General features: G+C 58.8%; 24 protein-coding genes and 3 pseudogenes. 10 read left to right on the top strand and 17 right to left on the bottom strand.

Features of this window, described 5'->3' with window-relative positions; all coding sequences use genetic code 11:
- Window positions 1-200: 200 nt before the first annotated feature.
- Window positions 201-524: pseudogene (hpf, locus tag HV744_RS28580) on the bottom strand (ribosome hibernation-promoting factor, HPF/YfiA family); the annotation flags it as partial.
- A 146-nt stretch (window positions 525-670) separates the two neighbouring features.
- Window positions 671-1,015, bottom strand: coding sequence for a hypothetical protein (locus HV744_RS28575; protein ID WP_175152718.1), 345 nt, complete (start codon window positions 1,013-1,015; stop codon window positions 671-673).
- Between the two features lie 374 nt (window positions 1,016-1,389).
- Here HV744_RS28575 and HV744_RS38085 point away from each other — a divergent pair, with 374 nt between their 5' ends.
- The 6 genes from HV744_RS38085 to HV744_RS28555 all read left to right on the top strand — a co-directional run bounded on the left by HV744_RS38085 (window position 1,390) and on the right by HV744_RS28555 (window position 4,247).
- A complete protein-coding gene (locus tag HV744_RS38085) occupies window positions 1,390-1,512 on the top strand; it encodes a hypothetical protein (RefSeq protein WP_281363678.1) in 123 nt (40 codons plus the stop codon).
- Window position 1,513: 1 nt separating this feature from the next.
- Window positions 1,514-1,723, top strand: coding sequence for a hypothetical protein (locus tag HV744_RS28570; protein ID WP_175152717.1), 210 nt, complete (start codon window positions 1,514-1,516; stop codon window positions 1,721-1,723).
- A gap of 135 nt (window positions 1,724-1,858) precedes the next feature.
- Complete coding sequence (locus HV744_RS28565) at window positions 1,859-2,212, top strand: hypothetical protein (RefSeq protein WP_175152716.1); 354 nt, start codon at window positions 1,859-1,861, stop codon at window positions 2,210-2,212.
- Between the two features lie 679 nt (window positions 2,213-2,891).
- The gene (locus HV744_RS38080) at window positions 2,892-3,014 is read left to right on the top strand and encodes a hypothetical protein (protein ID WP_281363677.1); all 123 of its coding nucleotides are present in this window, start codon (window positions 2,892-2,894) and stop codon (window positions 3,012-3,014) included.
- 427 nt (window positions 3,015-3,441) lie between these two features.
- Window positions 3,442-3,867, top strand: a complete 426-nt coding sequence (locus tag HV744_RS28560; protein WP_175152715.1) for a hypothetical protein — start codon at window positions 3,442-3,444, stop codon at window positions 3,865-3,867.
- Between the two features lie 5 nt (window positions 3,868-3,872).
- Window positions 3,873-4,247, top strand: a complete 375-nt coding sequence (locus HV744_RS28555; protein ID WP_175152714.1) for a hypothetical protein — start codon at window positions 3,873-3,875, stop codon at window positions 4,245-4,247.
- Window positions 4,248-4,425: 178 nt separating this feature from the next.
- Here HV744_RS28555 and HV744_RS28550 read toward each other — a convergent pair whose 3' ends face one another.
- From HV744_RS28550 to HV744_RS28525, 6 genes are all read right to left on the bottom strand, one after another.
- Complete coding sequence (locus tag HV744_RS28550) at window positions 4,426-5,367, bottom strand: efflux RND transporter periplasmic adaptor subunit (protein ID WP_175152713.1); 942 nt, start codon at window positions 5,365-5,367, stop codon at window positions 4,426-4,428.
- A gap of 30 nt (window positions 5,368-5,397) precedes the next feature.
- Window positions 5,398-5,598, bottom strand: a complete 201-nt coding sequence (locus tag HV744_RS28545) for a DUF1656 domain-containing protein (RefSeq protein WP_175152712.1) — start codon at window positions 5,596-5,598, stop codon at window positions 5,398-5,400.
- Window positions 5,588-7,063 (bottom strand): efflux transporter outer membrane subunit, encoded by a 1,476-nt coding sequence (locus HV744_RS28540; protein WP_217469167.1) that lies wholly within the window; start codon window positions 7,061-7,063, stop codon window positions 5,588-5,590. The genes HV744_RS28545 and HV744_RS28540 overlap by 11 nt, the downstream gene beginning before the upstream one ends.
- Window positions 7,064-7,078: 15 nt before the next feature.
- Complete coding sequence (locus tag HV744_RS28535; RefSeq protein WP_175152711.1) at window positions 7,079-9,274, bottom strand: FUSC family protein; 2,196 nt, start codon at window positions 9,272-9,274, stop codon at window positions 7,079-7,081.
- A gap of 97 nt (window positions 9,275-9,371) precedes the next feature.
- Complete coding sequence (locus HV744_RS28530; RefSeq protein WP_175152710.1) at window positions 9,372-10,052, bottom strand: isochorismatase family protein; 681 nt, start codon at window positions 10,050-10,052, stop codon at window positions 9,372-9,374.
- A gap of 163 nt (window positions 10,053-10,215) precedes the next feature.
- Window positions 10,216-10,842 carry an isochorismatase family protein gene (locus HV744_RS28525; RefSeq protein WP_175152709.1) on the bottom strand — a complete coding sequence of 209 codons (627 nt, stop codon included), beginning with the start codon at window positions 10,840-10,842 and terminating at the stop codon, window positions 10,216-10,218.
- A gap of 625 nt (window positions 10,843-11,467) precedes the next feature.
- On the opposite strand from HV744_RS28525, the gene HV744_RS36860 reads away from it, so the two are divergent.
- Window positions 11,468-13,567 carry a porin gene (locus tag HV744_RS36860; protein WP_217469166.1) on the top strand — a complete coding sequence of 700 codons (2,100 nt, stop codon included), beginning with the start codon at window positions 11,468-11,470 and terminating at the stop codon, window positions 13,565-13,567.
- A gap of 97 nt (window positions 13,568-13,664) precedes the next feature.
- Here HV744_RS36860 and HV744_RS28510 read toward each other — a convergent pair.
- From HV744_RS28510 to HV744_RS28475, 8 genes and pseudogenes are all read right to left on the bottom strand, one after another.
- A pseudogene (locus HV744_RS28510) lies at window positions 13,665-13,961 on the bottom strand (DUF4158 domain-containing protein); the annotation flags it as partial.
- A gap of 136 nt (window positions 13,962-14,097) precedes the next feature.
- Window positions 14,098-15,549: an alginate export family protein gene (locus HV744_RS28505; protein WP_175152769.1), complete on the bottom strand. Its 1,452-nt coding sequence runs from the start codon at window positions 15,547-15,549 to the stop codon at window positions 14,098-14,100.
- A 195-nt stretch (window positions 15,550-15,744) separates the two neighbouring features.
- Window positions 15,745-16,458, bottom strand: coding sequence for a YoaK family protein (locus HV744_RS28500; RefSeq protein ID WP_175152708.1), 714 nt, complete (start codon window positions 16,456-16,458; stop codon window positions 15,745-15,747).
- A gap of 75 nt (window positions 16,459-16,533) precedes the next feature.
- Entirely contained in the window at window positions 16,534-17,433 is a 900-nt protein-coding gene (locus HV744_RS28495) for a glyoxalase (protein ID WP_175152707.1), read from the bottom strand.
- A 25-nt stretch (window positions 17,434-17,458) separates the two neighbouring features.
- On the bottom strand, window positions 17,459-17,914 hold the full coding sequence (locus tag HV744_RS28490) for a DoxX family protein (RefSeq protein WP_246279231.1): 456 nt from the start codon (window positions 17,912-17,914) through the stop codon (window positions 17,459-17,461).
- Window position 17,915: 1 nt separating this feature from the next.
- On the bottom strand, window positions 17,916-18,440 hold the full coding sequence (locus HV744_RS28485; protein ID WP_175152705.1) for a hypothetical protein: 525 nt from the start codon (window positions 18,438-18,440) through the stop codon (window positions 17,916-17,918).
- Between the two features lie 414 nt (window positions 18,441-18,854).
- The gene (locus HV744_RS28480; protein WP_175152704.1) at window positions 18,855-19,508 is read right to left on the bottom strand and encodes a hydrolase; all 654 of its coding nucleotides are present in this window, start codon (window positions 19,506-19,508) and stop codon (window positions 18,855-18,857) included.
- 310 nt (window positions 19,509-19,818) lie between these two features.
- The gene (locus HV744_RS28475; protein ID WP_175152768.1) at window positions 19,819-21,696 is read right to left on the bottom strand and encodes an amidohydrolase; all 1,878 of its coding nucleotides are present in this window, start codon (window positions 21,694-21,696) and stop codon (window positions 19,819-19,821) included.
- Between the two features lie 668 nt (window positions 21,697-22,364).
- Between HV744_RS28475 and HV744_RS28470 the strand changes: the two genes are divergently transcribed.
- The 3 genes and pseudogenes from HV744_RS28470 to HV744_RS28460 all read left to right on the top strand — a co-directional run.
- The gene (locus tag HV744_RS28470) at window positions 22,365-22,655 is read left to right on the top strand and encodes a XapX domain-containing protein (protein ID WP_175152703.1); all 291 of its coding nucleotides are present in this window, start codon (window positions 22,365-22,367) and stop codon (window positions 22,653-22,655) included.
- A 1,508-nt stretch (window positions 22,656-24,163) separates the two neighbouring features.
- A complete protein-coding gene (locus HV744_RS38560) occupies window positions 24,164-24,646 on the top strand; it encodes a DUF3331 domain-containing protein (RefSeq protein WP_175152702.1) in 483 nt (160 codons plus the stop codon).
- A gap of 69 nt (window positions 24,647-24,715) precedes the next feature.
- A pseudogene (locus tag HV744_RS28460) lies at window positions 24,716-24,880 on the top strand (IS5/IS1182 family transposase); the annotation flags it as partial.
- Window positions 24,881-25,126: 246 nt separating this feature from the next.
- On the opposite strand, the gene HV744_RS28455 reads toward HV744_RS28460, so the two are convergent.
- The coding region (locus tag HV744_RS28455; protein ID WP_175152701.1) for an ATP-binding protein at window positions 25,127-25,442 on the bottom strand (316 nt) is incomplete at its 5' end.

Here is a 25,442-nt window from a genome sequence, read left to right as displayed (position 1 = left end):
CATGGTTGACCGCATGCCGATCCGGATCGTTTTGGCACCGGGCTCACCATCGCTCTGGTGCCCACGGTAGCCGTCAATCAGTTAGCGATTCCATCCGGAAAGCGATTCACCTGCCCCATGCGATGAGACCTTTTTATACCGACTTCACCACACGAAATTCCTGACAACTCTTCGTACGAGCATCCTGCCGGCGTCATGTTCGCGGAACGATATTTGATGCCGTCGTGATGATGATCTTGCAAGCGGTTCTTGTACCGTACAACCTGCCTGTCGAGCTTGTCGACCAGCAAGTCGATCGCAGCGTATAGGTTCCCATTGGAACTCTCAACAAAGATATCTCGCCCCTTCACATGGACGTTGACCTCGGCCCGCTGCCCTTTCTGCTTATGGTTGTCGACCGACAGCAGGACCGTCACATCGATCACATGTTCGAAATGTCGCAAGACCCGCTCAAGCTTGGTGACCACGTATTCACGCATTGCCGTAGTTACTTCGAGATGGTGTCCGCTGATTTTGAGGTTCATGAATGCCCCGCAACGGTAACTAACAATTCCACCCAAACACGATCCGCGATTTGAATCGGTTCTCGAGCTGGTCCCTCTGCGCACGCCGGATCGTATCGGGCCGCCACCGCGAGATCCCCAGACGAAGATCCGAAGACGTGGCGCCGTCACGCACGCGCCAGCCTTCCGGCTAACTCCAACGAGATGGTCCGCAAAACCTGCGCGGGTTCCAGTACAAGCTCCGTCTTCTGCGCTCGCGAATAGATCTGCGTTTGCTCGGCCACACTTTGAGCGAGCGCCAATGGGCGCAGCTTTGACGAAACCGACCTGCTGAAGCGATTGACCTTCGTCGGATTGCCTTTGGAGGCCTGTTCAAACATAACGGTTTCCGACCGAACAAACTGGTGACCAAAGAAGACGCTGCCGTTGCGGACGTGTCGCGCGAATGCACCGACCATGAAATCAGGATAGACGGACGACCCAAAGAAAACCATTCCACGAACGGCAGGCATTGCTCCCGTTTGGGAATGGCTGTCTCGTACCTACGTATGATGGCTTACGGTATCGGATACCGTTACATCGTCGCCAGGACTCGAACACTCACTTCATGGGATGCCTCAAGGTACCCAAACGTATGGGCGCGCTATGCAGACAGAGGACTGAAGTGACCGTTCGTAGAATGGTTTTCTTTGAGTCGTCCGTCTATGCTGATTTCAGGGATTTTTTGATTTCATCTGAGTGGCAAAGCCATGCTAAACGTTCTGCATAACTGGATTGGTATCGGTCGCAACCCGTACGACGAGTACACGTTCGACCCATGGCTGAACGGGACCGTATATCGTCGGACTATTGATTTTGTCCGCATCTGTATCCAGTGAAGGGCACGATGAGCACGAACGCAAGAGATCTGCTCGAGCTGCGCCGAGATGATCCGACGTCGGCAGAACTGCGAAAGATGGCCGCGAACATCATCGCCGTCGGCGTCGCAGATCAACGCGAGGGCTGCTGACATGAACGCACTCGAACGGTGGCACTCCCGACCGATGCAGGTCCGCGTTCTGGATCGCCGCGATGAATGCGGCGAGTTGAAGGAAGACATCCGGAAGCGCGTGAACTCTTGGCCGAATCTTACCGCCGTCTGCTGTGCGAGGTGCTTCGCCGAAATGATCGGCGAATGTAGCGGATTTGAAGCCTGCCAAAAGCCAACGATGACCGAATGAATGTGACTGCAGGCTGTCCGCATGGGGCATTCGCAGGATCATGCGGGTCACTCCTTTAGTGATAGTTCGCATCACCACAGCGTTTGGACGCTGAAATGTAGGGAAGGGCGGTCTGCGCTCGACACCGCGGGTTTTTTGGACGACTTGCTCGATGACGATATCGCACACGAACTGGCTGAACCGATGAAACTGTTCGTCTCCACGGCCGACCTCCCCGTAAGCGGCTTGTCCGGCGACGTAGCCGAAGTCGAACGCTTCGAGGTTGCTGCGGGGCCGATTACGTCGGTGCTGCGCCTGATATGCGAGTCGCCGCCGCTCACGCCGGCTGCGGCGGTAATCGTCGAAGGGGCGGTGCGGATCTGGGGGGATTTTTTTTCGGGCGACTGGCGCATATCTCACCTCGTCGATGGCCAGGGGTGGCCCGATTGCGGCAACCGAGTCTCTCATCCTCACGAGGAAGGAATTTCCGGGAAGTGCCCTGATAGCTAAGACGAGCGACGCGTTCAAGACCGTCTTTGCAAAATATCCCGAGGTCTATCTCGCGAAAACCAGAGAACTGCTGAAGCAGTATTCGGCGGGGCGTATCGATAACGTGGATGCGCACGGCTGACAACCTCGAGCAGGCCCAAAGCCGCAGGTATCCGGGTAACGGTAGAGGCAGAAATGCCTGATCAAGTTCCTGTCGTGGGACATGAGAAGGAAGATGATGAAGAAGATTAGATACCCCCGCTTCACCGCCATTGAGTTGTGGGTCGTCGCCATCTCCGTTGTCATCGCAGCCGGACTACAGGTATGAGTGCACCCGCCGGCTCTGATGTGATAGACGACTCCCTCTGCAAGGCCGTCGGGCCTATGCCAAAGTGAAGACGTCGTTACTCCCATCTCACGGGAAAGGAGCATCCATCATGAAGATTGCGACTTTTGGGCTACACCCACGGAGGATTGCAGCGACCGTTCGTAGAATGGGTTTCTTCGGCGCCTCCGTCTATCTTGATTCAAAGGACTTCGCGCTTTCATTTGAGTGTCAGCAACGTTAAACGGCCTGCGTAACTGAATTTATATCAGTAGCAACGCGTATGACGAGTACACGTTCGTTCCCCGGGCTGAATAAAAATGTGTGTCGCCGGACTATTGACTTTAGCCGCATCTCTACCCGGTGAGGGCCACGATGAGCACGAACGTAAGAGAGTTTCTCGAACTGCGCCGAGCTGATCCGACGTCGGCAGAACTGCGGAAGATGGCCGTGATCAACGTTGCGGTCGGCATAGCCCATCAACGCGAGGGCAAATGACATGAACGCACTCGAACAGTGGCGCTCCCGAACGATGCAGGTCCGCGTCCTGGATCGCTGTGATGAATGTGGTCAGTTGAAGGAAGACGTCCAGAAGCGTGTTATTTGTTGGTCGAATAGCACCGCCCTCTGCTGTGTGAAGTGCTTCACCGAAATGACCGGTGAATGGAACGGATTTTCAGGCTACTAGAAGCCAACGATGACCGCACACCGTCTGTCCCGCGAAATCGGAAACATTTCGGAAATTGGCGATCGCGTTTGCCGGGCAGCGCGATCCGTCGTACCGACTGCATTTTTGACGAAGACGATCGGGAATACGTGCCGTTGTTCGACTGTTTACATATCAAGAGGCATGCGAACCGCACACGGCATTCAATGCCTTACGCGTGATGCAATCGCTGATTTGCCGCTGTGAAGGAGGCTCAAAATGAAACGCGTCGTGTTTCGATCGGACCAGGAAATCTTCGACTTCGCGGTCGCTCACCTGAAATCGCAACACCGTTCGGCGTTACTCCCCGGTGGAGGGGGGGCTTATCGCGGTCCATGCGGCGGTTGCCCGATTGGCGGCCTCATTGCACCCCGTGACTACACCACTGCGATGGAAGGAGTGCCGGTACGGTATATCGGCAAGCAGCCCGATGAGATTCCCGCGTGGATGGAGACAGGCGTTGCGGCGCTGAGAAAGGCGCTTCGCCGGGCAAGAATCGATATTGACGACTCCCGCACGGTGCGCCTGCTGAGTTGCCTGCAAAACGTACATGACGCGTTCGGCGTTTGGGAGTGGAACGATCGACTCCGCTCAATTGCACGTGAGTTCGGGATTGCAACGCGAGACGTCTTGATTCAGGAGTAGGTGCCGTGCTGGACAGCCATGCGGTATACGAACGTGTACGGCACCATTTGCTTGCGCAGCAGGCGGTGTCCGAAGATGAAACCGGATCGTGCCGCTTGCGCGGCTACCAAGGGCGCAAATGCGCGATTGGCTGCCTGATTCGGGAGGAATACTATGATCCCGCTCTGGAACAGCTCGGCATCTCGTACTTACGAAGCTATCCCGACAGCCCTCTGCTTCAGGCGCTCGCGGCGTCTGGGGTCGATGTCCGGTCGAAGGCAATGATCGGCTTGTTGATCGAACTCGAAGACATTCACGACGGTACCGCAGTGAGTGACTGGTCTTGCCGCCTCGAGTGGTTGGGACGCGAGCTCGGTTTTGTCGATGACACGGCCGGGTAAATTGGCTACAGCCTGACTATCTCGCTCTACGGGCGTGCTGAAACGCCACAGTCCCTGCAACAAAAGTGGACATGAACTTCGAGGGCAGGGACCGGATGTTTAGTATGGGTTTGAGGGCCATTTGCGGAAGTCGCGAATGGTGAAACCGCACGTTTCCGCTTATCGGAACACCTCCGGGTTAGCGTGCCGTCAGCGCGGAATCGGGATGTGCGCTCGCGGGATGCGCATCGGCCAACGTGCCGCGTACGGGGCCGGTCTCACTTGATCGAATGGTTACTGTGCAGGTCGTGCCTGCCGCAATCACGAGGTCGCGAGGTATATCGTCGAGGTGAATCCGGACGGGAACTCGCTGAGCCAATCTCACCCAGGTGAAGATCGGATTCACGTCGGCGAGTAACGTCGAGTTTGACTGGTTGTCGCGATCGGTAATGCCGCGAGCGATGCTTTCGACGTGGCCCGCCACTGGCGCTCCGCCGGACAGCAGTCTAACCTCCGCACGATCGCCGATCTTCACCTGAGGTAGCTTCGTTTCCTCAAAATATCCGTAAGCCCAGTAGGAGTTCGCGTCGATCAGTGCCAGCCGCGCGACGCCGGCGCTGGCGTAATCGCCGGGATAGAGATTGAGGTTGGTAATGTATCCGTCGACCGGTGCCTTGATGTCGCTGCGGGTGAGATTCAGACGGGCTACGTCTCGAGCCGCGAGCGCGGCCTGATAGTTGGCCATCGCCTGACGTGCCTGTGCGCCGGCGTCTTCTCGCGCTTCCGCGGAAATGACTGAGCTTTCCAGTTGTGCCCGTCTGGACGCCTGTTGCGCGCGCATGTCGAGTTCCGACTTGCGCAGTGCGACTTGCGCGTCGGCTTGCGCGAGTGCATACCGGAACCGGTCCTTGTCGATGCGGAATAGAACGTCTCCCCGATGTACGACCTGGTTGTCGTTGATGAGCACGTCCGTGACGATCCCGGACACATCCGAGGCGATGTTGATGACCTTTGCCCGAATGCGACCGTCGCGCGTCCATGGCGCATACATATAGCGTTCCCAGAGCGCGTAGGCGAGCGAGACCGCCAGCGCGAACAATAGCAGCGTCACTGCTATGCGGATCAAGGTTTGGAGGCGCATGGCGTCGTTCTGAGCGTGATCGGTTGACGATTACCGGCCGAGAAGAAGGCCGATACCACTGAATAGGGACACGAACAACGAGACGCGGAATAACGCGGGGTGCCAGACGTGTCGGTAAAGGCCGGTGCGGCCGAGTAGCCTGTCGGCGATCCAGTAGGCGATGCAGCAGCCGACGAAGATCGGCAGGAGGCTCGGCACGAGAAGCGAGATGAAGGACAGTTCAGTGAACATCGGTCGCCCTCGTCGTTTTGTGTGCTGATTCGGCAGCGCCCGCTTCCACGCCGCCGCCGAGCGCCATCATCAACTGTGCCCAGCTGTCCAGGCGCGCCGCACGAACAATGGTGAGGCGTTCCTGCGCCTGAAGCAGCTCGGTTTGCGTAGACAGGACGCTCAGATAATCGGCGATGCCGGCTCGATACCCCTTGATCGCGTAGTCGTACGCACTCTGGGCTGACTCTACCGTAGCTTCGATCTCGATCTGCTGTCTGCCGAGCGACTGCAGGGAAGTCACTTGATCGGCAACGTCCCGGAATGCCGCGAGGACGGTCTGATTGTAGGTCTCGACGGCCTGGTCGTAACTGGCGACGGCGACCCCGTATCGTCCCTTGCGGAGGCCGCCGTCGAAAATCGGCAACGAGATCGCAGCGCCGAATGAGTGTACGAGTGCGTCGTTGTTGATCAACGTGAAAAATCCCCCGAACGCTGCCGACACCAACCCGGCAGTCGCAATCAGATCGATGTTCGGATAGAAGTCGGCTCTTGCCACATCGATGACCTTTGCGCTGGTCTCGACCCGCCAGCGCATGGCCGCGATATCGGGCCTACGGGCGACCAGGTTTGCCGGAAGCGTCGCCGGCAACGCAACGGGCACATCGAGGCGCAGCGCGGGGCGAACCAAGCTCGCACCGGCACCTGGCCCTTCTCCGATCAACACGGCGAGCGCATTGCGGGTTAGCGTGATTTGACGGTTGAATTCCTCGATGCTGGCCCGGGTCGCGCTAACCGGCGTGCGTGCCTGCACGACTTCGAGCGGGCTGGCCAGCCCGGCCTTCACACGCCGTTCGATAATGTCTACGGTATTTTGCTGGCGGGCAAGCGTGGCTTCAGCGACATCCCGCTCGTCGAATGAACGCGAAAACGCGACGTAGGTGCGAGCGACCGCAGTCTGAAGCGTCAGTTTCACCACACGGGCGTCGGCGGAGGCGGCCTGCGCGTTGTCCAGCGCGCCTTCCAGTTCGCTGCGATGCTTCCCCCACAGATCCAGTTCGTATCCGAGGTTGACGCCGATCGCGTTGCTCCACACAGTGTTGCCGCCAGGTGGGCTGGGACTGGCATAGCGAGCAAAGCGGGTCCGTGTGAAATCCCCGCTGACGGATACGTTGGGGTAGCGCGACGCACCGGCCATTCGCGCAAGCTCGTCGGCCTGGTCGACCCGTGCTAGAGCGATCTTGAGCGACGGGTTGTTGAAAACGGCTTTCGCGACCAGCTCGTCGAGCTGAGCATCGTTCCAGTGGGACCACCATCCGTCTGTCGGCCAGTTCGCGTCGGTGAGTGCGGCTTCAATTACGTGGCCGAGATCGACGGCGTGATCGTCGATCATCGCCGATCGAGGCGAGATGCCATCGGTGTTCGCACATGAGGCCATGAGCATGACGCTGAGAATGGCAAGAGGCGGAAGGGCGCGCAGGGTGATCATCGGTCTTGACGAATGCTATGCGCGTTGCGAGGCCGCGCGACCGGCGTCCGATTCGACCGTGATCGGAATCAGGTTGTCCTGCAGCGACAATCGTATGTAGTTGAGACAATTGCGGAGCGATCGGTGTGCGTCGTTTTCGTTCGCCGGCTGATTCGTTACGTTGTCAACCGAGCGAAGCGCGGTGACGACCGCTTGTTCGGCAGCCCTCAGCGTTCGGACGGAGGGGGACTCGAACAGATCGGCAATGGGTTTGCGAATATTATGTCCAGCCGCTTGCCACGCGGAATCGACGTCGACGTTGTGTGCGGCCTCGCGAATTTCGATAATGCTTCGTCCAATTTCGATTGACGCAAAGCACCACGCAAAAAGCTCTTGTTGACTGTATCGGCTTTTAGTGGGGCGCGCTGCGATCTGCTGGACGAAATCGCGTACGCCGGCGTCGAACCTCGCCATCAATCCGGGGATATTTCCGTAGCATGCATCGGTCGATACGAGTCGCCTTAGCTGGCGGAGATACAGACCGGTTACCCAGTTGCCTGCGTAAGGAGCCACAATGGAATACGCCAGCGATGCCGCCGAGATGCCGAGCATGGCGGCGAAACCGGTGTCCAGGGCGCTGACCGGGGCGTAGACGCTCGGATTGGTGAGGTTGCCGAGGAAGCAGAAGTAGATGTTAAAGCCGAGTCCAATCGTGGCGGTTTTCGGGAAGCTGTTCAGGTAGGATCCGACCATGATGAACAGGGCGAGAGTTGCTGCGAGCTCGGCGAATCCGTCAAGGCGGGGGAGGAGCGCGAAATTGAAGAAGAGGCTTGCGATCCAGGCGGCGAAGCAGCCGATGACCGTCTGACGGGCCGCTGTTGCCGGAGCGGGCATGATCGAATAGAGCGCACTGGAGATCGTCGCCGTGGTGACGGCGCTGGCCGCGCCCGTCCATCCGGAACCGATCCAGAATAACGAAACGGTGCCGACGGCGAGGATTGCACGAAATCCGGCGGCGGCGGAGACCACGCGATTGGCGGTTGTGGCGACCCGAACCGGTGTTGGACCGATTCGACGTCGACGTTCCCGCGGGGGGCTGCGCAAGCCGACGAAGTCGTCGAGATAGCGCCGCAGGCTGACGCACGCCTGGCGGAGCAGGGCGATGCCGGTTTCCATATCGCGACGCGCGGATGCGGATGTCGACTCGAACGAACGAAGGCGAGCTTCGTGAGTCGGCAGGGAATGCGCGACGAAGTGATCCAGGTCGGCGATAAAGCGTCTGACATCGCTTAGCAAAGGTGCTCCCGCGGCTTTCTCTCCCTTCACAATCCGCGCCGCGTGGAGGCACACTTCTCGCACGAAGGCGGATGCGGTCTGGTCTCTGGAGGCTTCGACGCGGCGACGGAACTGATGGAGGGCGTGAAACCGGGCGCCAGCGTCAAGGAACTCACTGGCGAGGCGGGTCATGATGTCGTTGCGTTCGCGCAGGTCGGGATCTTCGAACACCGCCGCGCTACGCAGATTTTCAAGTTGGGCGCGCTCGGCGATCAGCCGGATGTGCAGCGCGCTCAGTTCGTCCGGCGAGAGGTTCTTCGTCAACGTGGAGCGGACGAAGCTCATGAAATCAACGTAGTGATCCTCACCACTTTTCAGCAGCATGTCGCGGACACGCCTGGGCAGCAGCAGTGCGCTCGCCAGTCCGGCGCATACGATACCGACAGACACTTCGCTGAGGCTCGTGACGACGTTGGTGACGATGTCATAGGGGTGATCGATCGACGGTAGCGCGGCGATGCACGTCGAATAACCGGCAAGGACGAATCCGTAGGATTGATAGTTCCGGAAATAAGCAGCTCCCCAGGTGCATACGCCGATCCAGAGCACCAAGGCCGTGAGGAATAACACGCGTTCCTGAGGGAAGAAGCCGACGAGCACCACCGCCGCGAGATTGCCGACCAGCATGCCGACACCGCGATAGAACCCGCGAGCTATGACCATGCCGCTGTGCTGATGCATCATCAGGATGACCACCGTCATCATCGCGGTTCTCGGAGCGGCCAGCTCGAGCCGCATCGAGATGCCGGTCGCTAGTATGACGGCGATTGCCGTCTTGAAGACGTGGAGCAGCCGGGCGCCGTCGGTTTGTCCGTAAAGACGCGCCGCCGCGAGTATGTCGTGCCGGAGGTCAGGACTCGCGGGTGGAGAGGGGGGCGGGGATCGGTCGGCTTGCATACGGGTATTTCGGTTGGCTCTTGTCGCTCGATCACTCCCGCTTACGAGCGACGATCGATGTCAACCTGATTGCCGCGCGCTGAATGGCATGACGACATTACGCGCGTTCGGAATCCAATTGTTCGTGGTTCCGCAGAGCGTCCTGAGCCTTTTGGTAGCTCTCAATCAGCAAATGATAGACAGGCCATACCGCGCTGTAGATTTCGGCGAACTGTAGCGCAACTTCGCGGTGCCACGTTCGTTGAATCTCCGCACATACCGCTGCCGTGTCCATAGGCACTACGCCGGCCTGCACCATACGCGCCAGCGCGAATTCCTCGGAGATCTTCGAGTAGGTGCCGGATGCGTCGACGACCGCGAATACCGTAAAGCCGGCATGGACCGCGCTGATGCTCGGAAAAGCCACGCAAATGCTGGTGATCAAACCGGCGATGATCAGCGTTTTTCGGCCCGTAGCGTCGATGGCGGCGACGAGGTCGGGGTTATCCCACGCGTTGATCTCGCCTTTGCGCGCGACGTACTTTGCGTGAGGCGCATACTGGCGCAACTCCGGGATCAGCGGACCGTTGGGCCGCTGGGGAACGGACGCGGTCGTGATGACCGGTATCTTTGCTAACGTCGCGACCTGCGCGAGTGCTGTGACGTTTGTTCGCGCCTCGGAGACGTTCAGATCCTCGACGTGCTGAAACAGGCCACTTTGGTGGTCGATGATCAGCATTGCTGCGTTGTTCGGATCAATGGCGGGACGTTGACCGTTGGAGTTAGCAGGCGGGGTCATGAACTTCTCCTGGCTCGGATGTAGGCGGCCTGGGCGCGGTTCGAACGCCGGAATGCCGTCATGATGATTACGCTTACGCGCCGGTGGGTTGCACTTTTCGCAGAACTTTCCATGCGAGGTCTCGACGCAGACGCGCCACGAACCCACCGGCAGACAAGGTTGACTACTGCGCGCTACCCTTTGCCGCGAGGAAACTTCCGTACAGATTGCCGTAAAACGGAAGGTGTTCCATCATGACGACTCCAATTTCTTGCCCGAGAGGTTGACTCCAGTCACCCAGCAACTCTCCGAGAACAGCAACCCACGTCATCGGAACCACGCCTGCTTGTGCCAGGCGAGCGATGGCCACTTCCTGCACCAGCTTGTTCCAGGTTCCCGATGCGTCGATGACGGCGTAAACGTCATAGCCCGCCTTGACCGCCGACAGGGACACGAATGCAACACAAACTTCGGTCGATACACCGGCAACGATCAGCTTCTTGCGGCCTGTCTTGCGGACCGCCTCGACAAACTCCTGGTTATCCCAGGCGTTGACTTGACCAGGACGGTGGATCACCGGCGCGTCCGGCAGGAGGCTGGGAATGATCGGCAGCAGCGGTCCGTTCGGGCCACTTGATGCGCTGGTCGAGGCTACAGTCGGCAAATTCAAGATCTTTGCCAGTTTGACCAGTCCAGTGACCGCAGTCATGTACTCAGGGACGCTTTGGTCCTGAATACCGTTCGAAAGGCCGGTCTGGTGATCGATCAGCAGCAGCGCTGCGTTTTCGGCGGTAAGACGGTCATAGCTCATTTTCACTCTCCTGCATTGATAGGGGCGGCATAGCAGCCGATCGGGAGCGCGTAACGCTGCGCACTGAATCCTCGCGCACAAGGATTTGGCTCGAGGATCACTTGCGATGATTCCCCGGATAGGTTACAGAGCGCGATCACGCAATGTCCTTAACTACGCATAAAACGTTTCTGAAATCGAAGCCCCTTCACCGAGCGCGGAACGTCAGCTGGTTCGCGTCAGTTGTGCCCGAGGAGCCGGTACGATCGAAACGATCAGCGCGAAAGACAGAGCGGGGACTGTCCGGAAGGACTTGGGTGCCGGACGCCAGGTCGCCTTTTCGCGCGGCCGGCATCGATGCCATCAACTCGATCGGGAGCAAGGCTGGTCGGGGTGCGCTCGAACAGACACTGCGAAAACGGGCATAGCGCCTGTTGACCGTACAGGGAGCATGCAGATCAATGATTCCGCCTCGGTTCGCGCCCGGCAACCCAGACGTGCCGATTTCAGAAACGTTTCAGTGCGGCTCAGGACTTTACGCGGTCGCACATCGTAAAGTATGTGAACCTGAGAAGTCCGTGCTGATCGACGGTCCTTCGCGCCGCTCCACGGGCAGCAGTGCCCATCCACCGACAGGGAAAAGACGATGACCGTCCAAACGACCGACGCGGTTGACGCGGACGCCATATTCTTTAATGGCAAGATCGCGACGCAGCACGATAAGCGATCGTTCGCCACCGCTACGGCAAGAACCTCGCAGGGCAACGACCGCGAGATGATGCGATACACCCACTCGAGCACGCGGTGCATCGACCTGCAGGGCCGCATCGTCTTTCCCGGCGTGAACGATTCGCACCTGCACGTGATTCGAGGCGGTCTGAACTTCAACATGGAGTTGCGGTGGGGCGGCGTACCGTCGCTTGCCGATGCGCTGGACATGTTGCGCCGGCGTGGTGGTGTGCACGGCGCGGTCCGACACTGGAAGAGTTCAATGCGATTGCGCTGGACACCCCCGTGTTCATCCCTTCACCGCTATGACAGCGCGGCGCGCGGTTGGCTACACGAAGGAAGCCTCGAATCCGGGAAGGAGATCGAGGACTTTGCAAAGTGGGAGAAGATGACGAAGCCCGGTGTCGGCGACGAGTTCCTCAGGATGAGCGGCGCTGGCGAGAGGCCCGTTTTTTCCGCTGCCGATATCGAAGATTTTCTCGAGCCGAGTCCGGCTCTGCCGGCAACGCTCGAGAGCGAACGCGCCGCCGTGGTCAAGCAGTTCGTGCAGAACCGCTGGCCGTTCCGCCTGCATGCCGTCTCCGACGAATCGATCAGCCACTTGCTGCATGTGTTCGAGCAGGTCAACCGCGAAGTGCCCTTAGACAGCCTGCGCTGGATCTTCGCCCCCCGCGAGACGATTTCCGGGATTCCATTCGCGCAGGTCCAGATGCGCACACCTGACGCACAAGCCGGAAGCGCTCCACGCGTGGTGGGCGGCAAGCCCACCTCGCCATGCAACAAAGACCAGTACTGGTGGCGCTATGCCCTCCTGCTGGGCTTCACGGCCGCCGCACAGCGGCGAAAGCTGCGTCTGGCGATAACCTTCCCCTGGACATCGGCGAAACCTCGGAGAAACAGGTGTGACATGGTACGGAGCCTGGTTGCAGTCTTTGTGGCAGCAGCGCTCAATGGCGAGGCTACGGCGCAAAGCAGCGTGACGCTGTCCGGCTCGCTGGATAACGGGTTGACCTACATCAATAACGATGGTGGACACCACCACGTGAAAATCGATAGCGGCGCCTCGCTTCCCAATTTCTGGACGTTGTCGGGCAAGGAGGATCTGGGCGGAGGAAACGTGGCTCTCTTCGAACTGTCAAGCAACTTCGATCTGAACAACGGCCAAACGCGCGCGCCCAATACGATATTCGGACGACGGGCGTGGGTCGGCCTGCAGACGTCCTACGGTACGGTGTCTCTCGGCAAACAGTGGGACTTCACGGGGGAATTTTTCAATCAGTTTAACGTGAGCGTCCTGGGCACCGGGTACGGGATACATCTGGGCGACCTCGATCGCACCAATAACGACCGGCTGACCAACTCGGTCAAATACGTGAGCCCGACGCTGTGGGGCGGATTTTCATTCGGCGCCATGTACGGCTTTCGTAGCCCGGGGCAAGGCATCCACGACGGAAGCGGCTGGAGCGCCGGCGCCCAATATGTAAACGGCCCGCTGGCGATGGCTGTCGCTTATACGTTTGTCGCCAATCCCGTACTCGATCCTTACGCTCAGACCGGTACCCATACCTTCTTGGGGGTGCCCGTCGCGACGGTAGTGGACAACACCGCGACCGTTCTGGAACCGTCGCTTCAGATCGACTCTTTGGGAACGTTGGGGGTCGGCGCTTCTTACGCCATCGGCAACCTAACGCTCTACGGCAACTTCACCAACACGGCCCTCAAGAATCCGGGTAAGAAGTCGTTCATGCGTGTCTATGAAGGCGGGGTCACCTACCAGATGACCCTGGACGTGATGGTGTTCGGTGGCTATCAGCACACGACCTTCGAGGATCACGCGTGGAACCAGGTGTCGGCGGGCGTGCTGTATTTCCTCTCGAAGCGCACGAATCTCTACCTCGCGTCCGACTACATCAAGGCGTCTGCCGGGGTAGATCCGGTTCTCGGTGCAGCAACTTTTGCGCCGTCGCTGTCCCGGGAGCAAGCCGCCGTTCGGGTAGGTATCCATACCTTTTTCTGATCGATCTTCACGGCGCACGAGGGTCCGCAGGAAATCGAATTTGGGAAAGTATTCAGGATGGCGCACCTCCCAATGAGAACGAGAGGGTCAAAGAGGGTCGGCCGGGGCCATACATTGCGCGCAGCGATGCCAGTTCTGGGGCGTCGATGCTGAGCTCTGCGCTTAGATGGCGCCAAAGCACCGACGGGATGACTCGAAAGGCATCGAGCAGACGCCCGCTCATGCGCAGGAAGCCGATGTGCAGCGCCAGGCCAAGCTTCAGTCGATTGCCGCGTCGCACCGCGATCAGTTCGCGCTCGGCAGGGCTGAACGTAAAGAAGGCCTGCAACTCGAAGGTGCTGATCTCGCGCGGCAGCTCGCGCATGCCCAGGTACGTGGTCTGCCAGCCTTGCATCGCGCGCCTCCGTCGGTGGGACGTTCACGATACGCCTCAAAAAAGCGAACAGCAACGTCAACAGAATCAATGGCGTACTACCTGCCTCCCGCGCCCATACTGGCTCCGCGTCGGGGCTGGATTTCGGCGGTACTTGTTACCAACCGTACTTGATTTCGATGCCCACGTAGTCGGCATTACGGCCGCCTGCATCGCGGACCGACTTGCCCACCTGGAAATGCACGGCTTCAACTGAACCGATCAAGTTCGCAGCAATCGTCCAGTCTGCGCGCAACTGCACGTACATGCCAGTCCATCGCGTACCATGTCCCGCTGTACCCGGCACAACCGCATTGGCCTGCTGATACACCGCGTCTGCCGTTGTCTCCCGCCACTGGAATCCTAATGCGCCAAGCAGCGTCAGATTACCCGACGGTTTCAATGTGATCGACGGCTTGATATGGATCAGGTTGGCATAGCCGGTGTAACCCGCGATGGTAAAGTAGTATCCATTGGGAAAAAGCGGGTTGAAAGTCTCCACCCGACCATCGCCAGGATGCCTGTCACCGGAAGCCGCATCGATCTGCACACCCAGGCGGGGAGTCCACGGCAAATCCAGCGTGTAGCCGGCAAGTGAGCCGACCGCCCAGGCGGCAATCGTCTTATTGCCGACATGCCCAGTCTGCAGCATCGACTCAACATCCCAGTCAGCATGGCCAGCCTTCCCCGTGTACCGAAGGTCAAACACATCCCGATGTTCGTCTCCCGTTGCATCCAGAAATCGGGCATTGGTCCGGTTGTACCGGGAATAGTATCCGGAGATATCGCCAGGCCCAACATTCTGACGTTCGAAACGCACCCCGCTGAACGTGAGATGGCGGTTGGACACATCATCGAACGCCGAGATGGCGCGATTCTGTACTGGCTGTGTCGCATAGCCGATGAAGCGCCACTTCTGGTACTCGTAATTGACCCAGATACCGTCATACGCTTGCCGTACGTTCGGGCCATCGCGAACGGAAATGAAACGCTGCAAGTCGAATGCCATCTCCTGACGACCGACTCTGAATTTCACGGTACCAGGTCCTAGCGGGCTTACCCACGCGACAAATGCCTGCTCAAGATCAAGCGGGTTTTTGTCAACCGGCGACACGGAATTCTTGCCGAACGCCCTGGCATCTTCCAACTGAACGAAGAACTGTAGATGCCCAATACGCGCATCGGCACTCACCTGCGCGCGCTGGATAAGATAGGTATCCGAATGCCCTGTCCCGATACCGAACAGTGGCGCATCGTTCACCTCGAGTCGTTCACGCAGGTTCGCCCCGAGCGACAGATACGAATCCGGGTCGCCACCAAGAGGGATGTACTTGAGACCATCAAGCGGCCGCCGGGGCACGCACGGATTGGCCAGTACCGACCAGTCTTCCTGCCAGCGGTTGAAGAGCACCTTTGGTCGCTTGGCAGAACAGACAGGAGTCGCAGGTCTGGACGCAATGAGCTCATCGGTGTCAGCATGCGCGCCGCCACTGAGGCCAAACACGAGTCCGGCTATGATGACGTGAAGGAATTCGCCAACATCCGCAGCCGAGAATAATTTTGTCCGCATAAACGTCCTGTCTTCGTTCTGTCGCAAGTTTGACGCGACACGAAGTGTGCACTGACACGATGAGGAGTCCGTAGCGGGTCCATCCGGGCCGTGCTGAACCTTTCGTCATGGCTTGAAGCCGCTACCAAAATTTGGCTGAATCGTCAGCCGGCGCCACCTGCCGACGAGGTCACTGATACTGCCCCGCCAGTGGGACTATCTACCGGCTCCTGTCGCCGATGTGCTCGCGTTTATGTCCGTTGCTCTACCGCGTGACGCGAATGCCAGCCAGACCAGCCCAACAAACGGCAGAAGCAGTGCCCAGAATGCAACATGCCGGTACGCAACGGCACCGGCTATTGCACCGGCAGCGAAAGAAATGATCGCCGGCAGCATCTTGCCCAACCGCATACCCGCGACCGTCTTTACCTCGGCTGGGGCGTAAGGCCCCACGATATCGAGCGCGTCGAGGACGACTTGTGTAACGTTGCCGGTCATCACCGTGTTCGGCACACCGGGGCGAGACACAAGCCGGCTGTGGGCATTCTGTACGCCCATCGCAGCCGCCCCGAGCATGCCGCATACGATGACCAGCGCGCTGTTAGTGTTCACGACGGGAGTGACACATACACCGACAAGACAAAAGGCGAGCAGCAACCCTGCCTGGACCGAATAGAGGAGGCATGCACCTTGGTTGGGGGTTTCCGGCCGCGTGATTCCGACCAGCACACTGCTCAGTACGACGCCTGCAATAAACGCGGGGAAGGCCATCAACTTCAGGAACACTCCCTGCCCATAACCCGCCACATCCGCGCCAATCAGCACGAAGTTCCCGGTCACATGTGCGGTGAATAACCCGAACAATGCGACGAAACTAAGTGTGTCCACGTAGCCTGCGATTGCAGCTAGTGCGCTGTCCTCGGATTTCATTGCTTCCTCCCAGCCGGTCGGCATTCCTCGCGTGGATACGTGACTCGCCATGCCAACCTGTTTTACCTCCAGGCTCTACTGGGCAGTTGCGTGAATCTCGGCAATATAGCCGCCGGGGAACTGCACAAGGGCCGCTTCGCGCTCGCCGGATTTGAACGGCTGGACCAGCACAGTGACCCCCGCCGCCTGCGCATTTTTCAGCGTGTCGGTAAGATCCGCCACCTCATAGCCGGTCATTTCGCGACCAAATGGATACGGTAGATGGCCGTCCGTCACCAATACCGTCATCTTTCCAAATCCCGACTCGATGCGCACACGACGGTACTCTTCTTCCGGGCGGCCGATTTCGATACCAGGGGCCTTACGATCGTCAGAGACAACCTTGCCGTGCGAAAACGCCACGAAATTGCGGATCAGTGCATCGGCGCGCTCCGGCGAGACGTAAATCCGATCCTCCGGCACAGTCTGCAGAGCGTCGTACTTCCGCGCCTGAGTGTGCCAGTAGAGTTGCATGTGGACACCGCCCGGCCACGAAATAATCGCATCGCGGCCGATCGGATCGGGGAATGTTGCAACCGTCACATCTGCGCCGTGAGCCTTGGCTGACTTCACTGCTGCATCCATGTCGGCTACGAGGTAACCCGTGCGCTCTTCGCCAAACGGATAAGGAATCGGCGTCTTGAAGCCGAACACGGAAATCGTGCCGACCGGTGTCAATACAAGCTGCGACATGGTCTGACTTGGCGTGGGTGTGACCTGGAACACGCCCTGCTGTGACTTATGACCGCCGAAGGTCGCAACGAAGCTGTCTGTGAATCGGTCGAAGTCCTCCGGGGCTACATAGACATGGGTTGTATCGTACTGGGGGCCGACAGCAAGAGTCGGACTTGCTGCCGGCTTTGCCGATGAAAGGGGCGATGCAACAAGTCCGACGGCAAACAATGTCGTCGCGACCGCGAAACGCAGGCTACGCATGATGGAGGAAGCTCCTTTAAGTCTTTTATGCTGACCAAAAGTACTGAGAACGTCCTAAAGCATTTTTGACTTTGGCGATCCATGTCACCGCGATAAGGGCAGCGATTAACCCGAGGTGCTCGAAAAAACCGTTCAGCGCAGAAAGACGCGCCACCCCAGCGAGGTTCCAGAAATCGTTGGCCAGGAGCATCGCAATTGCCGTCAGACACCCAAGCCCACCGGCGCCCAGCCAGACCAGCCGGTTCGCAAGCACACATGCCGATCCGCCAATTTCGACGACAATAGCGAGCGCCGCCCATACCCATCCGGGATGCAGTCCGAAATGCTCCTGCTCGTGGATGGCTGCGTCAAAGTGCAACAGTTTGGTCACACCGCCAATCACGTAGGACGAAACCAGCGCCGTACGAAGCAGTGGCAGAAGCCAGGGCCTGGCGAGAATCGCGGTCACCCAAGTCGGATCCTCACGGACGTTCGCATCCACGTCACACCGCCCAGGAGAAACGTTCGAGTGCTGCCCAGGACGAACGAAGATCGAAGGCAGGAGAGTTGTTTGACCAGGCTTTTCCATGATCATGTCGATGAACGACGCGCGCCGTGGAGCATTCACCTGAAGCTACAGAAAGCTGCTGCAGCGGCGATTGGCCGTGGCCCTTCGCGTCTTTCCAGGCCACGAAGGGCACGCATCGGCGCGCTGGCGACCAATCAGGCAATGCGGGTACTGGATCGTTGCCGCCGAGAGACGCTAATGCGCCCGCCCCATCTACAACGCGTCCGCGTTCATTGGTCAGTCGCGACACGGTATGCGCGACCTCGCCCTCGGCGCAGGTGAAGGAATCGAGGCCAACGAGTCGGGTCGTCGATCTAACCAGCGGCCCTATGTCTGAGTCCAGATCCATTGCGATACCGTCGCTGATTTTAAAGGGGATCGCCGTTGGCTTTGCCCCTGCAAGCGTCGTAGAACAAGCGTTGCACATGACGAGGTGCTGTAGGGTTGCTGAATCATTCATGAGCGGGGTTCTTGGTTTTCACAGTGTCATGCTTCACAGGAGGCTTTCCCGGCAGACCCATGACCACGTGTCCCGTACCAGTGCGACAGGCACCGCGTGAGCAACCGGCGACAGGTGACAAAAGCTTTCTGGTTAGCGGGAAGCCAGCTCACCGCGCTCACAAGCAGACCAATGAGGGTGATAAGCGACGAGATTGATGAGCTCATATTTATGGAGCTATAAGCAAAAAGCCCTGCAGCGTAAGAATCGCGCTTGTCGGTTCTCGGCATGTTTCCCCAAGCGTACCGGTTCGCTTGCGGTCCTTCGCTGCGGAGCAGTCTTCGACGCTGCCACGCAGGCCCAGTGGAGACCACTGGGGGGCAGTGGCGCCGAACAGGCCGGCCCGATCGCCGGCCATATCGACATCGAAAGCTACTAGTGACCTTCGCTGGCACCAAACATTGTCTTGGCGTAAATCAGGCCGAGGCCATAGCCTCCGCCATGAGCTATGGACGTGGCGACGGTCTGGTTGTAGGTTTCACCGCGCGCCCAGTCGCGTTGCAGTTCGAGCAGATACTGCAGCGAGGTCATGGGGCGTGCGCCTAGTTGGATCATTCGCTCCATCGCGCGCTCGTGTGCTTCGTCGGACACGTCACCGCAAGCGTCCGCGATCACATAGACTTCGAACCCCTGGTCGAGCGCCGACAACGCCGGACCCACGATGCAAACAGAGGTCCACAGACCAGCGAGCGCGATCTTGTCCTTGCCGATTGCATTGACGCGCTCGGCGATACGGGGATCTTCCCATGTGTTCATGGTCGTACGGTCAATGACTTGCTCTTCGGGAAAGACCGACCGGATCTCATTGAAGATGGGACCAGAAAATGACTTTTCTGCGACTGTAGTGAGGATTGTCGAAACCTTGAATTCCTTCGCGGCCTTGGCGACCATGGCCGCATTGTTTCTCAGTGTGACTGCGTCGATAGACTTGGTCGCGAAGGCCATCTGCGACTGGTGGTCGATCATGATCAACGTATGATTGACTGGATCAACCAGGGTCTTTCCGGGCTGTGCTTTTGCGACAGGCATAGTGGCCTCCTTAGGGGGCTGTGAATAATCAGGTTTCCCGAAACCGGGCTAATGTCGGGCTTTTTGCCCAGACTCTTTGTGTGATGAGTCGTGTCCTTTCGGCGAATCGGCGAGTTGGGCACTCCAGCACGGCAAACCAAAGCAAACCTGCTTGACGTAGTGGCCCCTTTGCAGATGCGCTTCTGCCGACGCGCGATGTACCAGTGGTTCCGTTTCTCGTGGCATGCTGAAAAAGTCCTGCTGCTGCATCATATGAACCATCCTGAGTTTGCCCAAAGTTACTCCCCGGTCGGCCGCCTCACGATCTGTGTCAAAACGCGAAACAGCTACACCCGAGTGCGCCCCAGAAACCATTGGCATCGTTCGTCGGAACATTGCTGCGCCACGCCCACATATGCCCGTGACCGTGTACGCCGCACAGATTCGCACAACTGTCGACGCAGGCGTTCAGCGAACCTGCCGCCGGCCGGTAGCGGCTGTATCCACCAAACTCGGCAACCGGCGACCACGACGGGCTGACGGGCAACGGCGGCGGGGCGAGCGGGCTGAACTCGTCGTCGGCGTAGACGACCTTGCCGTTTACGACCGTCAGTACGGACGAGAGGTATTTGATCAGCGGTTCGTTGATCGAGAAGTAGTCGTCGGTGAGCGCGACGAAGTCCGCGAACTTTCCCGGCGTCAAGGCCCCTTTGCAGTCCTCCTCTCCCGAGAACCAGCTGCTACCGACGGTGTAGCGGCGAAGTGCTTCCATGCGGTCCAGCCGGTTTTGCTCGGGATACATCGCTGTGCCGCCCACCGTGCGTCCTGAGACCATCCAGTACAGCGAGACAAACGGGTTGAAGCTGGCGACCCGCGTCGCGTCGGTCCCTGCGCCGACCGGCAGCCCAGCGGCCAACATCGCCCGGATCGGCGGGGTGCGTGCGACGGCTTCGGCGCCGTAGCGTTGCATGAAGTATTCGCCCTGATAGGCCATCCGATGTTGCACGGCGATGCCGCCGCCGAGCGCGGCGATGCGGGCAATATTCGCTTCGGATATGGTTTCGCAGTGGTCGAAAAACCAGCGCAGACCATCGAAAGGGATCTCGCGGTTCACCTGTTCGAAAACATTGAGGAAGCGGCTGATCGACTCGTCGTAGGTCGCATGCAAGCGGAACGGCCAGCGGTTCTGTACGAGTAGCCGCACGACGGCGGTCAGGTCCGCCTCCATCGTCTCCGGCAGGTCGGGACGTGGCTCAAGAAAGTCCTCGAAATCGGCTGCCGAGAAGACGAGCATCTCGCCGGCGCCGTTCATATGGAAGAACTCGTCGCCGTCGCCGGGCTTCGTCATCTTGACCCACTTGGCAAAGTCGTCGATTTCCTTTCTGGCGTTCTGAGTGAACAGGTTATAAGAAATACGCATGGTCAACTCGCCGCGTTTCGCCAGGTCCATGATGACCGCATAGTCATCGGGATAAGCCTGAAAGCCGCCGCCTGCGTCGATGGCGCTCGTCACGCCGAGACGATTCAGTTCACGCATGAAGTGACGGGTCGAGTTGATCTGGTCTTCGTAGCCAAGCTTGGGGCCTTTGGCAAGGGTCGCATAGAGCAGGCCGGCGTTAGGCCGTGCGATCAGCATGCCGGTTGGGTTGCCGTGCCGGTCCCGCTGGATTTCACCCCCTGGAGGGTTGGGCGTGTCTTTGCTGTAACCTACCGCACGCAGGGCGGCGGCGTTTAGCAACGCGCTGTCATACAGATGAAGCAGAAAGACGGGGGTGTCCGGGGCGATCGCGTTGATTTCTTCGATCGTGGGTCCGCGCCGCTCTGCGAACTGATGCTCGTTCCACCCACCCACTACCCGTACCCACTGCGGTGCTGGCGTGCGCGCCACCTGTCGGCGCAGCATATCGAGTGCGTCGGCAAGCGATGGGACGCCGTCCCAGCGCAACTCCATATTGAAGTTCAGGCCCCCGCGAATCACGTGCAGATGCGAGTCGTTCAAACCCGGGATGACGGTCCGGCCCTGCAGATCGATGCGTTGCGTAGACGAGCCGGCGCGGGCCATCACGTCGGCATCGCTGCCCGTGGCGAGGATCCGGCCGTTGGCGACAGCCAGAGCCGTGACGAAAGACCGTTTATCGTCTTGCGTCGCAATCTTTCCATTAAAGAAGATGGTGTCCGCAATCGCGACGCTCTTCGATAAAGTATTCATCATCAAGACTCCTATTGAATCGTGCTGGCTCGTTCGTATGCGTGCAATGAGGGTCAATGATTCGCGCTGTGTGTCCAGGTTGGAAATGATGCTACGCAAATCGAGCGCTGAAAGTTATGAAACTGCTCTAAAACTTTCTCAAACATTCGCGGGCAATCGCAGCTTTGCTGAGAGGGTTGCAGTCGTGCGCGCGGCGATCCTTGCTTCAAAAGGGGACCAGGGATCGCTGGGTGGTGATGTGCTGGCAGGAGCGGGCGCCAAGTCCGGAAGATGCGTCCGACTCCGTCATTGCCTCCACTTCACGACGTCTATTGGCCGCGGCTCCCGTGGGTGAGCATTTCACGACTCTTTAAGGACATTTTCAGACTCCTCCTTCTACTCTGGAGGCATGCTTGCTGAGACGAGCCGTAATCGAAGGGAGGCAACGAACCGCCGAAAACAGCGTTCCGGACGCGGTTACCGTTGACAGACCGCGCAACCATACTTAGGGGTTGCGGATTTATTTCTGATGGCCTCTTCTGTTGTGCCAACACGGACCTTGCGTCTTGTCACGCGGCAACTCCATCTACAGGTCACTGATTGCGGAGGCTCGAAAACTGCTTTTCATTCAGATCGATCGCGTGATGTTGTTGTGTAACTTTCTGAGTAAACTTCAGGAGATTAAGTCAATGAAACTCTACATCTACTCCTTGCTTGCGGGTGTTCTGGTTGGGGTGATCTACAGTCTGATCCAGGTGCGCTCGCCGGCGCCGCCGCTCATCGCGCTTGTCGGACTCCTCGGCATCCTTGCCGGCGAGCAGGTTGTCCCGGTCGCAAAGCAGATGGTTGCGGGAACGGCCTTTCATGTGGCATGGCAGCAGTCAAAGTGCAACCAGCATATGTTTGGACGACTACCGGGGGGCAACACTGCCGATACAGTTCGTGTCGCCTCAGAAAATCAGCACGACGAACGCACATGAGCGTCGCGTAAAGGGCATCACGTGTTATCGATTCTCAGGTCACCGCCAGGCGCGCGAGAGTCGTTTCAAATCGGCATGTCGGGAACGCGCTCAATCCCGGTGCGCGTTGCGGGCGCGTCTCAGGGTGTCTGGTTAAGCGCCGTCGTCCGGTGCTCGACGGACGGATAGCAGAGGTCAGTTGAAGGGGAAGCACACAGCCGGGTCTCTCCTTTACCCCATTGTGAAATCGAACGAGCAGGTGAGGTGCGTTCGCTGGGAGGATGACTTTGATGGACTGTCTGGACCTGGAACTCATGCGGCTGCGAGCTGCGGTAACCGCGAACTCCGCCGATGCGGGCGTTTGGCGATGGTATGCAGATCTGATGGAGGACAATCGCCTTAGATGTACGAAGACAATCCGTGGCTGGATGATCGAGATTGATGGGGCTTGTGCCGTTCAGGACCGGTCATTCGACTGCGCGATCAGGCGAGCCTACTACGCATTCCCCGATATCAACTGCAACCCGGGAAATTTTTCCTCGAAACGTCAAGGACGATCTGATTAAAGAGAGGGTAACCAAACTCAGAAAACTGGATATGACAAGGATGAACCTTGCCGCCAAAGTTTCCGTGGCCTGTGCATTCGTGATGCTACTGTTCTGACTGATAGAGGCCGACAGGCATATCATGCGAATCCACCGGTCACAACGAAGGCTAGGCGAGCAAGAGAAACTGGTCTATCGTCCGATCGGCGGCTTACGATTGGCTGGCTCATACCTTCGTATCAGGCGGCCTTGTCGAGCCCTCCGTCTAGGCCCATTCGAGACAGGTTGCAGGGGATGTTGGGGGGCATCGCGTGTCCGTGTTCGCTGAGGTGCTACTCTTGCATTTGTTGGTAGGCGCACACGGCGCGCATGCGTTTTAAGTAGCGTGCTGCGCGAGGCGCCTGGCGAAGTCCCTGCGCTGCCCGGCTTTGTGTCAGCACGTGGAGTGCCGCGCCATGTTGTTCTATCGCGCGCCAGGCACCAGTTCATGGGGGTCATGCTCAACGATGATTTTAACTGCAGCGAAACGCCCGCTCTCCGATCTTCGTCATACCTTCGTATAACAAGTTGATCGGTAACGGAGTTTCGGGAGGTCCTCAGGATTAAAACACGCGCCTACCGCCTGTTGAGACATGCTTGGGTATATGGCCACGACGCTGACGGAGAATTTGATCAACCGTTTATACAATGGTTTTGTGTGGATGTTCCGCCTATCTTGGTTCCATCGATAGACAAGCTGGCTGTGATCAGAGGCGGATGTTGTCGCTTGGGCAACGAGTGAAGCGTCACTCGCTGCAAGACGGTGCAGGATGAATCTGTCGATAATCGACCGGCAACAATCCGGCGAATAGCTTCCATGGAGAAGGACCGTAGCGCAATGCAACTTGAGTGACCCCGCGCGACAGCGAAGCAAGCGACGGGGGGCGAGCTTTTTTAGGTTTTCAGCCCAACTGAGGACGCAATGACCACGCACTCGGATACACCGTGAGCTCCGATGGTCGACCTAAATCGGTGGCAGGTCCCCTTGATTCAGGTTTTCAGGACGCGCCTTGTGATGTCACCCTGGACAACGAGCTCGTGTCGCGGTGGTACCGCATTGCCAGTTCGCCAGGCGCGCACGGCGATGAGAGCAAATGCGTTGACAGTTGGGCGCTGTCGTCGTGGGACCGTAGAGGCAATGCGGGCCATGTCACAATCGAGATCGTTGATCGCTCAACTTCCATGTCGGCGGTTCTCTCGTGGCGAGATCCCACGTGTTGCAATTACGGATATCAGGCGTGGCGGAGGACGGTCGCTAGGCACGAGGGCGTCTGTGCATTGAGCGGCGGGTCGGTACGCCGCGGTGATGCGATCTTTCGGCCGGCTCTGCGAGGCACGCGGCCGACGAATGCATCGGCAATGATTTTGGCTGTCTACATCGATTGCGCTCACCTCATACCCCCGCGGCCGTCAATCGAAAGGGCATGATTCGCGCGCTGATTGCGGACTAGTGCGTCGGCATTCGCTCCAAGCGGCGACTATGCGAAGTGGCCAGCTCGCAAGCGCAAATGCTTCCAGCAGGTCTTTGGCTGGAGCAAGACTGTCGGCAGGATTCGGCAGGCGATTTATCGAGGTCTCCAGCGAGTCGACCAACTCTTCCTGCTGACTCAGGCGGTCCACAACCTGACGCGCATGCGAACGCTTGCCACGCGAGCGGTGTGATAGTGCAAGCAGGCGAGAAGACGACATTGGCTGCACCTGAATCAAGGAAGTTCGGCATCAAATCGGCATGAGCAATTCGCTGCGACGGCCATTCTCAACGGGATGGCATGCACCCACGAATGGATTTTCAACAGCCTGCTGGCGCGGTTTTGATGCTTGTCCTGACCGATCACGCCGCCAAGGCTAGCGATAAAATGAGGAACGGTTATGCTGCCGCGCGTCAATCTGGATGAGAGACGCGCACAATCACGACGAAACGTCTCGATGGGCTGGGACTATGAATTGAAACGCCGCGCCCCGGGGCAAGTTTGCGCTCGCCCAAAGTCGTCCGCCATGGGCCTCGATGATCGAACGGCAGATTGACAGCCCCATCCCCAGACCAGCAGGTTTCGTTGTGTAAAAGGGGGCAAAGATGTGCTCGACGTCCTTCGGGGCAAAGCCGGGCCCCGAATCGCGTACCGCCACGAGCACGCAACCAGCGTCGGCTCTCCCGGTGGTGACTAACAGTTCTCGCGTGCCATCGCTGACGCCGCTCATGGCCTCGATCGCGTTGATGACCAGA

This window comes from Paraburkholderia ultramafica, from assembly GCF_902859915.1.
Lineage (GTDB): Bacteria > Pseudomonadota > Gammaproteobacteria > Burkholderiales > Burkholderiaceae > Paraburkholderia > Paraburkholderia ultramafica.
Note: the sequence above shows the minus strand (reverse complement) of the source record. Positions and strands in the feature narration are given on the sequence as shown.

Bases quoted from the DNA above. Each gene is read 5' to 3' on its own strand.
- HV744_RS28485 (WP_175152705.1), bottom strand. From the start codon at position 18,440: ATGAATGATTCAGCAACCCTACAGCACCTCGTCATGTGCAACGCTTGT.
- HV744_RS28540 (WP_217469167.1), bottom strand. From the start codon at position 7,063: ATGATCACCCTGCGCGCCCTTCCGCCTCTTGCCATTCTCAGCGTCATG.
- HV744_RS28560 (WP_175152715.1), top strand. From the start codon at position 3,442: ATGAAACGCGTCGTGTTTCGATCGGACCAGGAAATCTTCGACTTCGCG.
- HV744_RS28500 (WP_175152708.1), bottom strand. From the start codon at position 16,458: ATGAAATCCGAGGACAGCGCACTAGCTGCAATCGCAGGCTACGTGGAC.
- HV744_RS28545 (WP_175152712.1), bottom strand. From the start codon at position 5,598: ATGTTCACTGAACTGTCCTTCATCTCGCTTCTCGTGCCGAGCCTCCTG.
- HV744_RS28505 (WP_175152769.1), bottom strand. From the start codon at position 15,549: ATGCGGACAAAATTATTCTCGGCTGCGGATGTTGGCGAATTCCTTCAC.
- HV744_RS38085 (WP_281363678.1), top strand. From the start codon at position 1,390: ATGAGCACGAACGCAAGAGATCTGCTCGAGCTGCGCCGAGATGATCCG.
- HV744_RS28550 (WP_175152713.1), bottom strand. From the start codon at position 5,367: ATGCGCCTCCAAACCTTGATCCGCATAGCAGTGACGCTGCTATTGTTC.
- HV744_RS38080 (WP_281363677.1), top strand. From the start codon at position 2,892: ATGAGCACGAACGTAAGAGAGTTTCTCGAACTGCGCCGAGCTGATCCG.
- HV744_RS36860 (WP_217469166.1), top strand. From the start codon at position 11,468: ATGACCGTCCAAACGACCGACGCGGTTGACGCGGACGCCATATTCTTT.
- HV744_RS28495 (WP_175152707.1), bottom strand. From the start codon at position 17,433: ATGCGTAGCCTGCGTTTCGCGGTCGCGACGACATTGTTTGCCGTCGGA.
- HV744_RS28475 (WP_175152768.1), bottom strand. From the start codon at position 21,696: ATGAATACTTTATCGAAGAGCGTCGCGATTGCGGACACCATCTTCTTT.
- HV744_RS28575 (WP_175152718.1), bottom strand. From the start codon at position 1,015: ATGCCTGCCGTTCGTGGAATGGTTTTCTTTGGGTCGTCCGTCTATCCT.
- HV744_RS28570 (WP_175152717.1), top strand. From the start codon at position 1,514: ATGAACGCACTCGAACGGTGGCACTCCCGACCGATGCAGGTCCGCGTT.
- HV744_RS28470 (WP_175152703.1), top strand. From the start codon at position 22,365: ATGAAACTCTACATCTACTCCTTGCTTGCGGGTGTTCTGGTTGGGGTG.
- HV744_RS28480 (WP_175152704.1), bottom strand. From the start codon at position 19,508: ATGCCTGTCGCAAAAGCACAGCCCGGAAAGACCCTGGTTGATCCAGTC.
- HV744_RS28535 (WP_175152711.1), bottom strand. From the start codon at position 9,274: ATGCAAGCCGACCGATCCCCGCCCCCCTCTCCACCCGCGAGTCCTGAC.
- HV744_RS28530 (WP_175152710.1), bottom strand. From the start codon at position 10,052: ATGACCCCGCCTGCTAACTCCAACGGTCAACGTCCCGCCATTGATCCG.
- HV744_RS28525 (WP_175152709.1), bottom strand. From the start codon at position 10,842: ATGAGCTATGACCGTCTTACCGCCGAAAACGCAGCGCTGCTGCTGATC.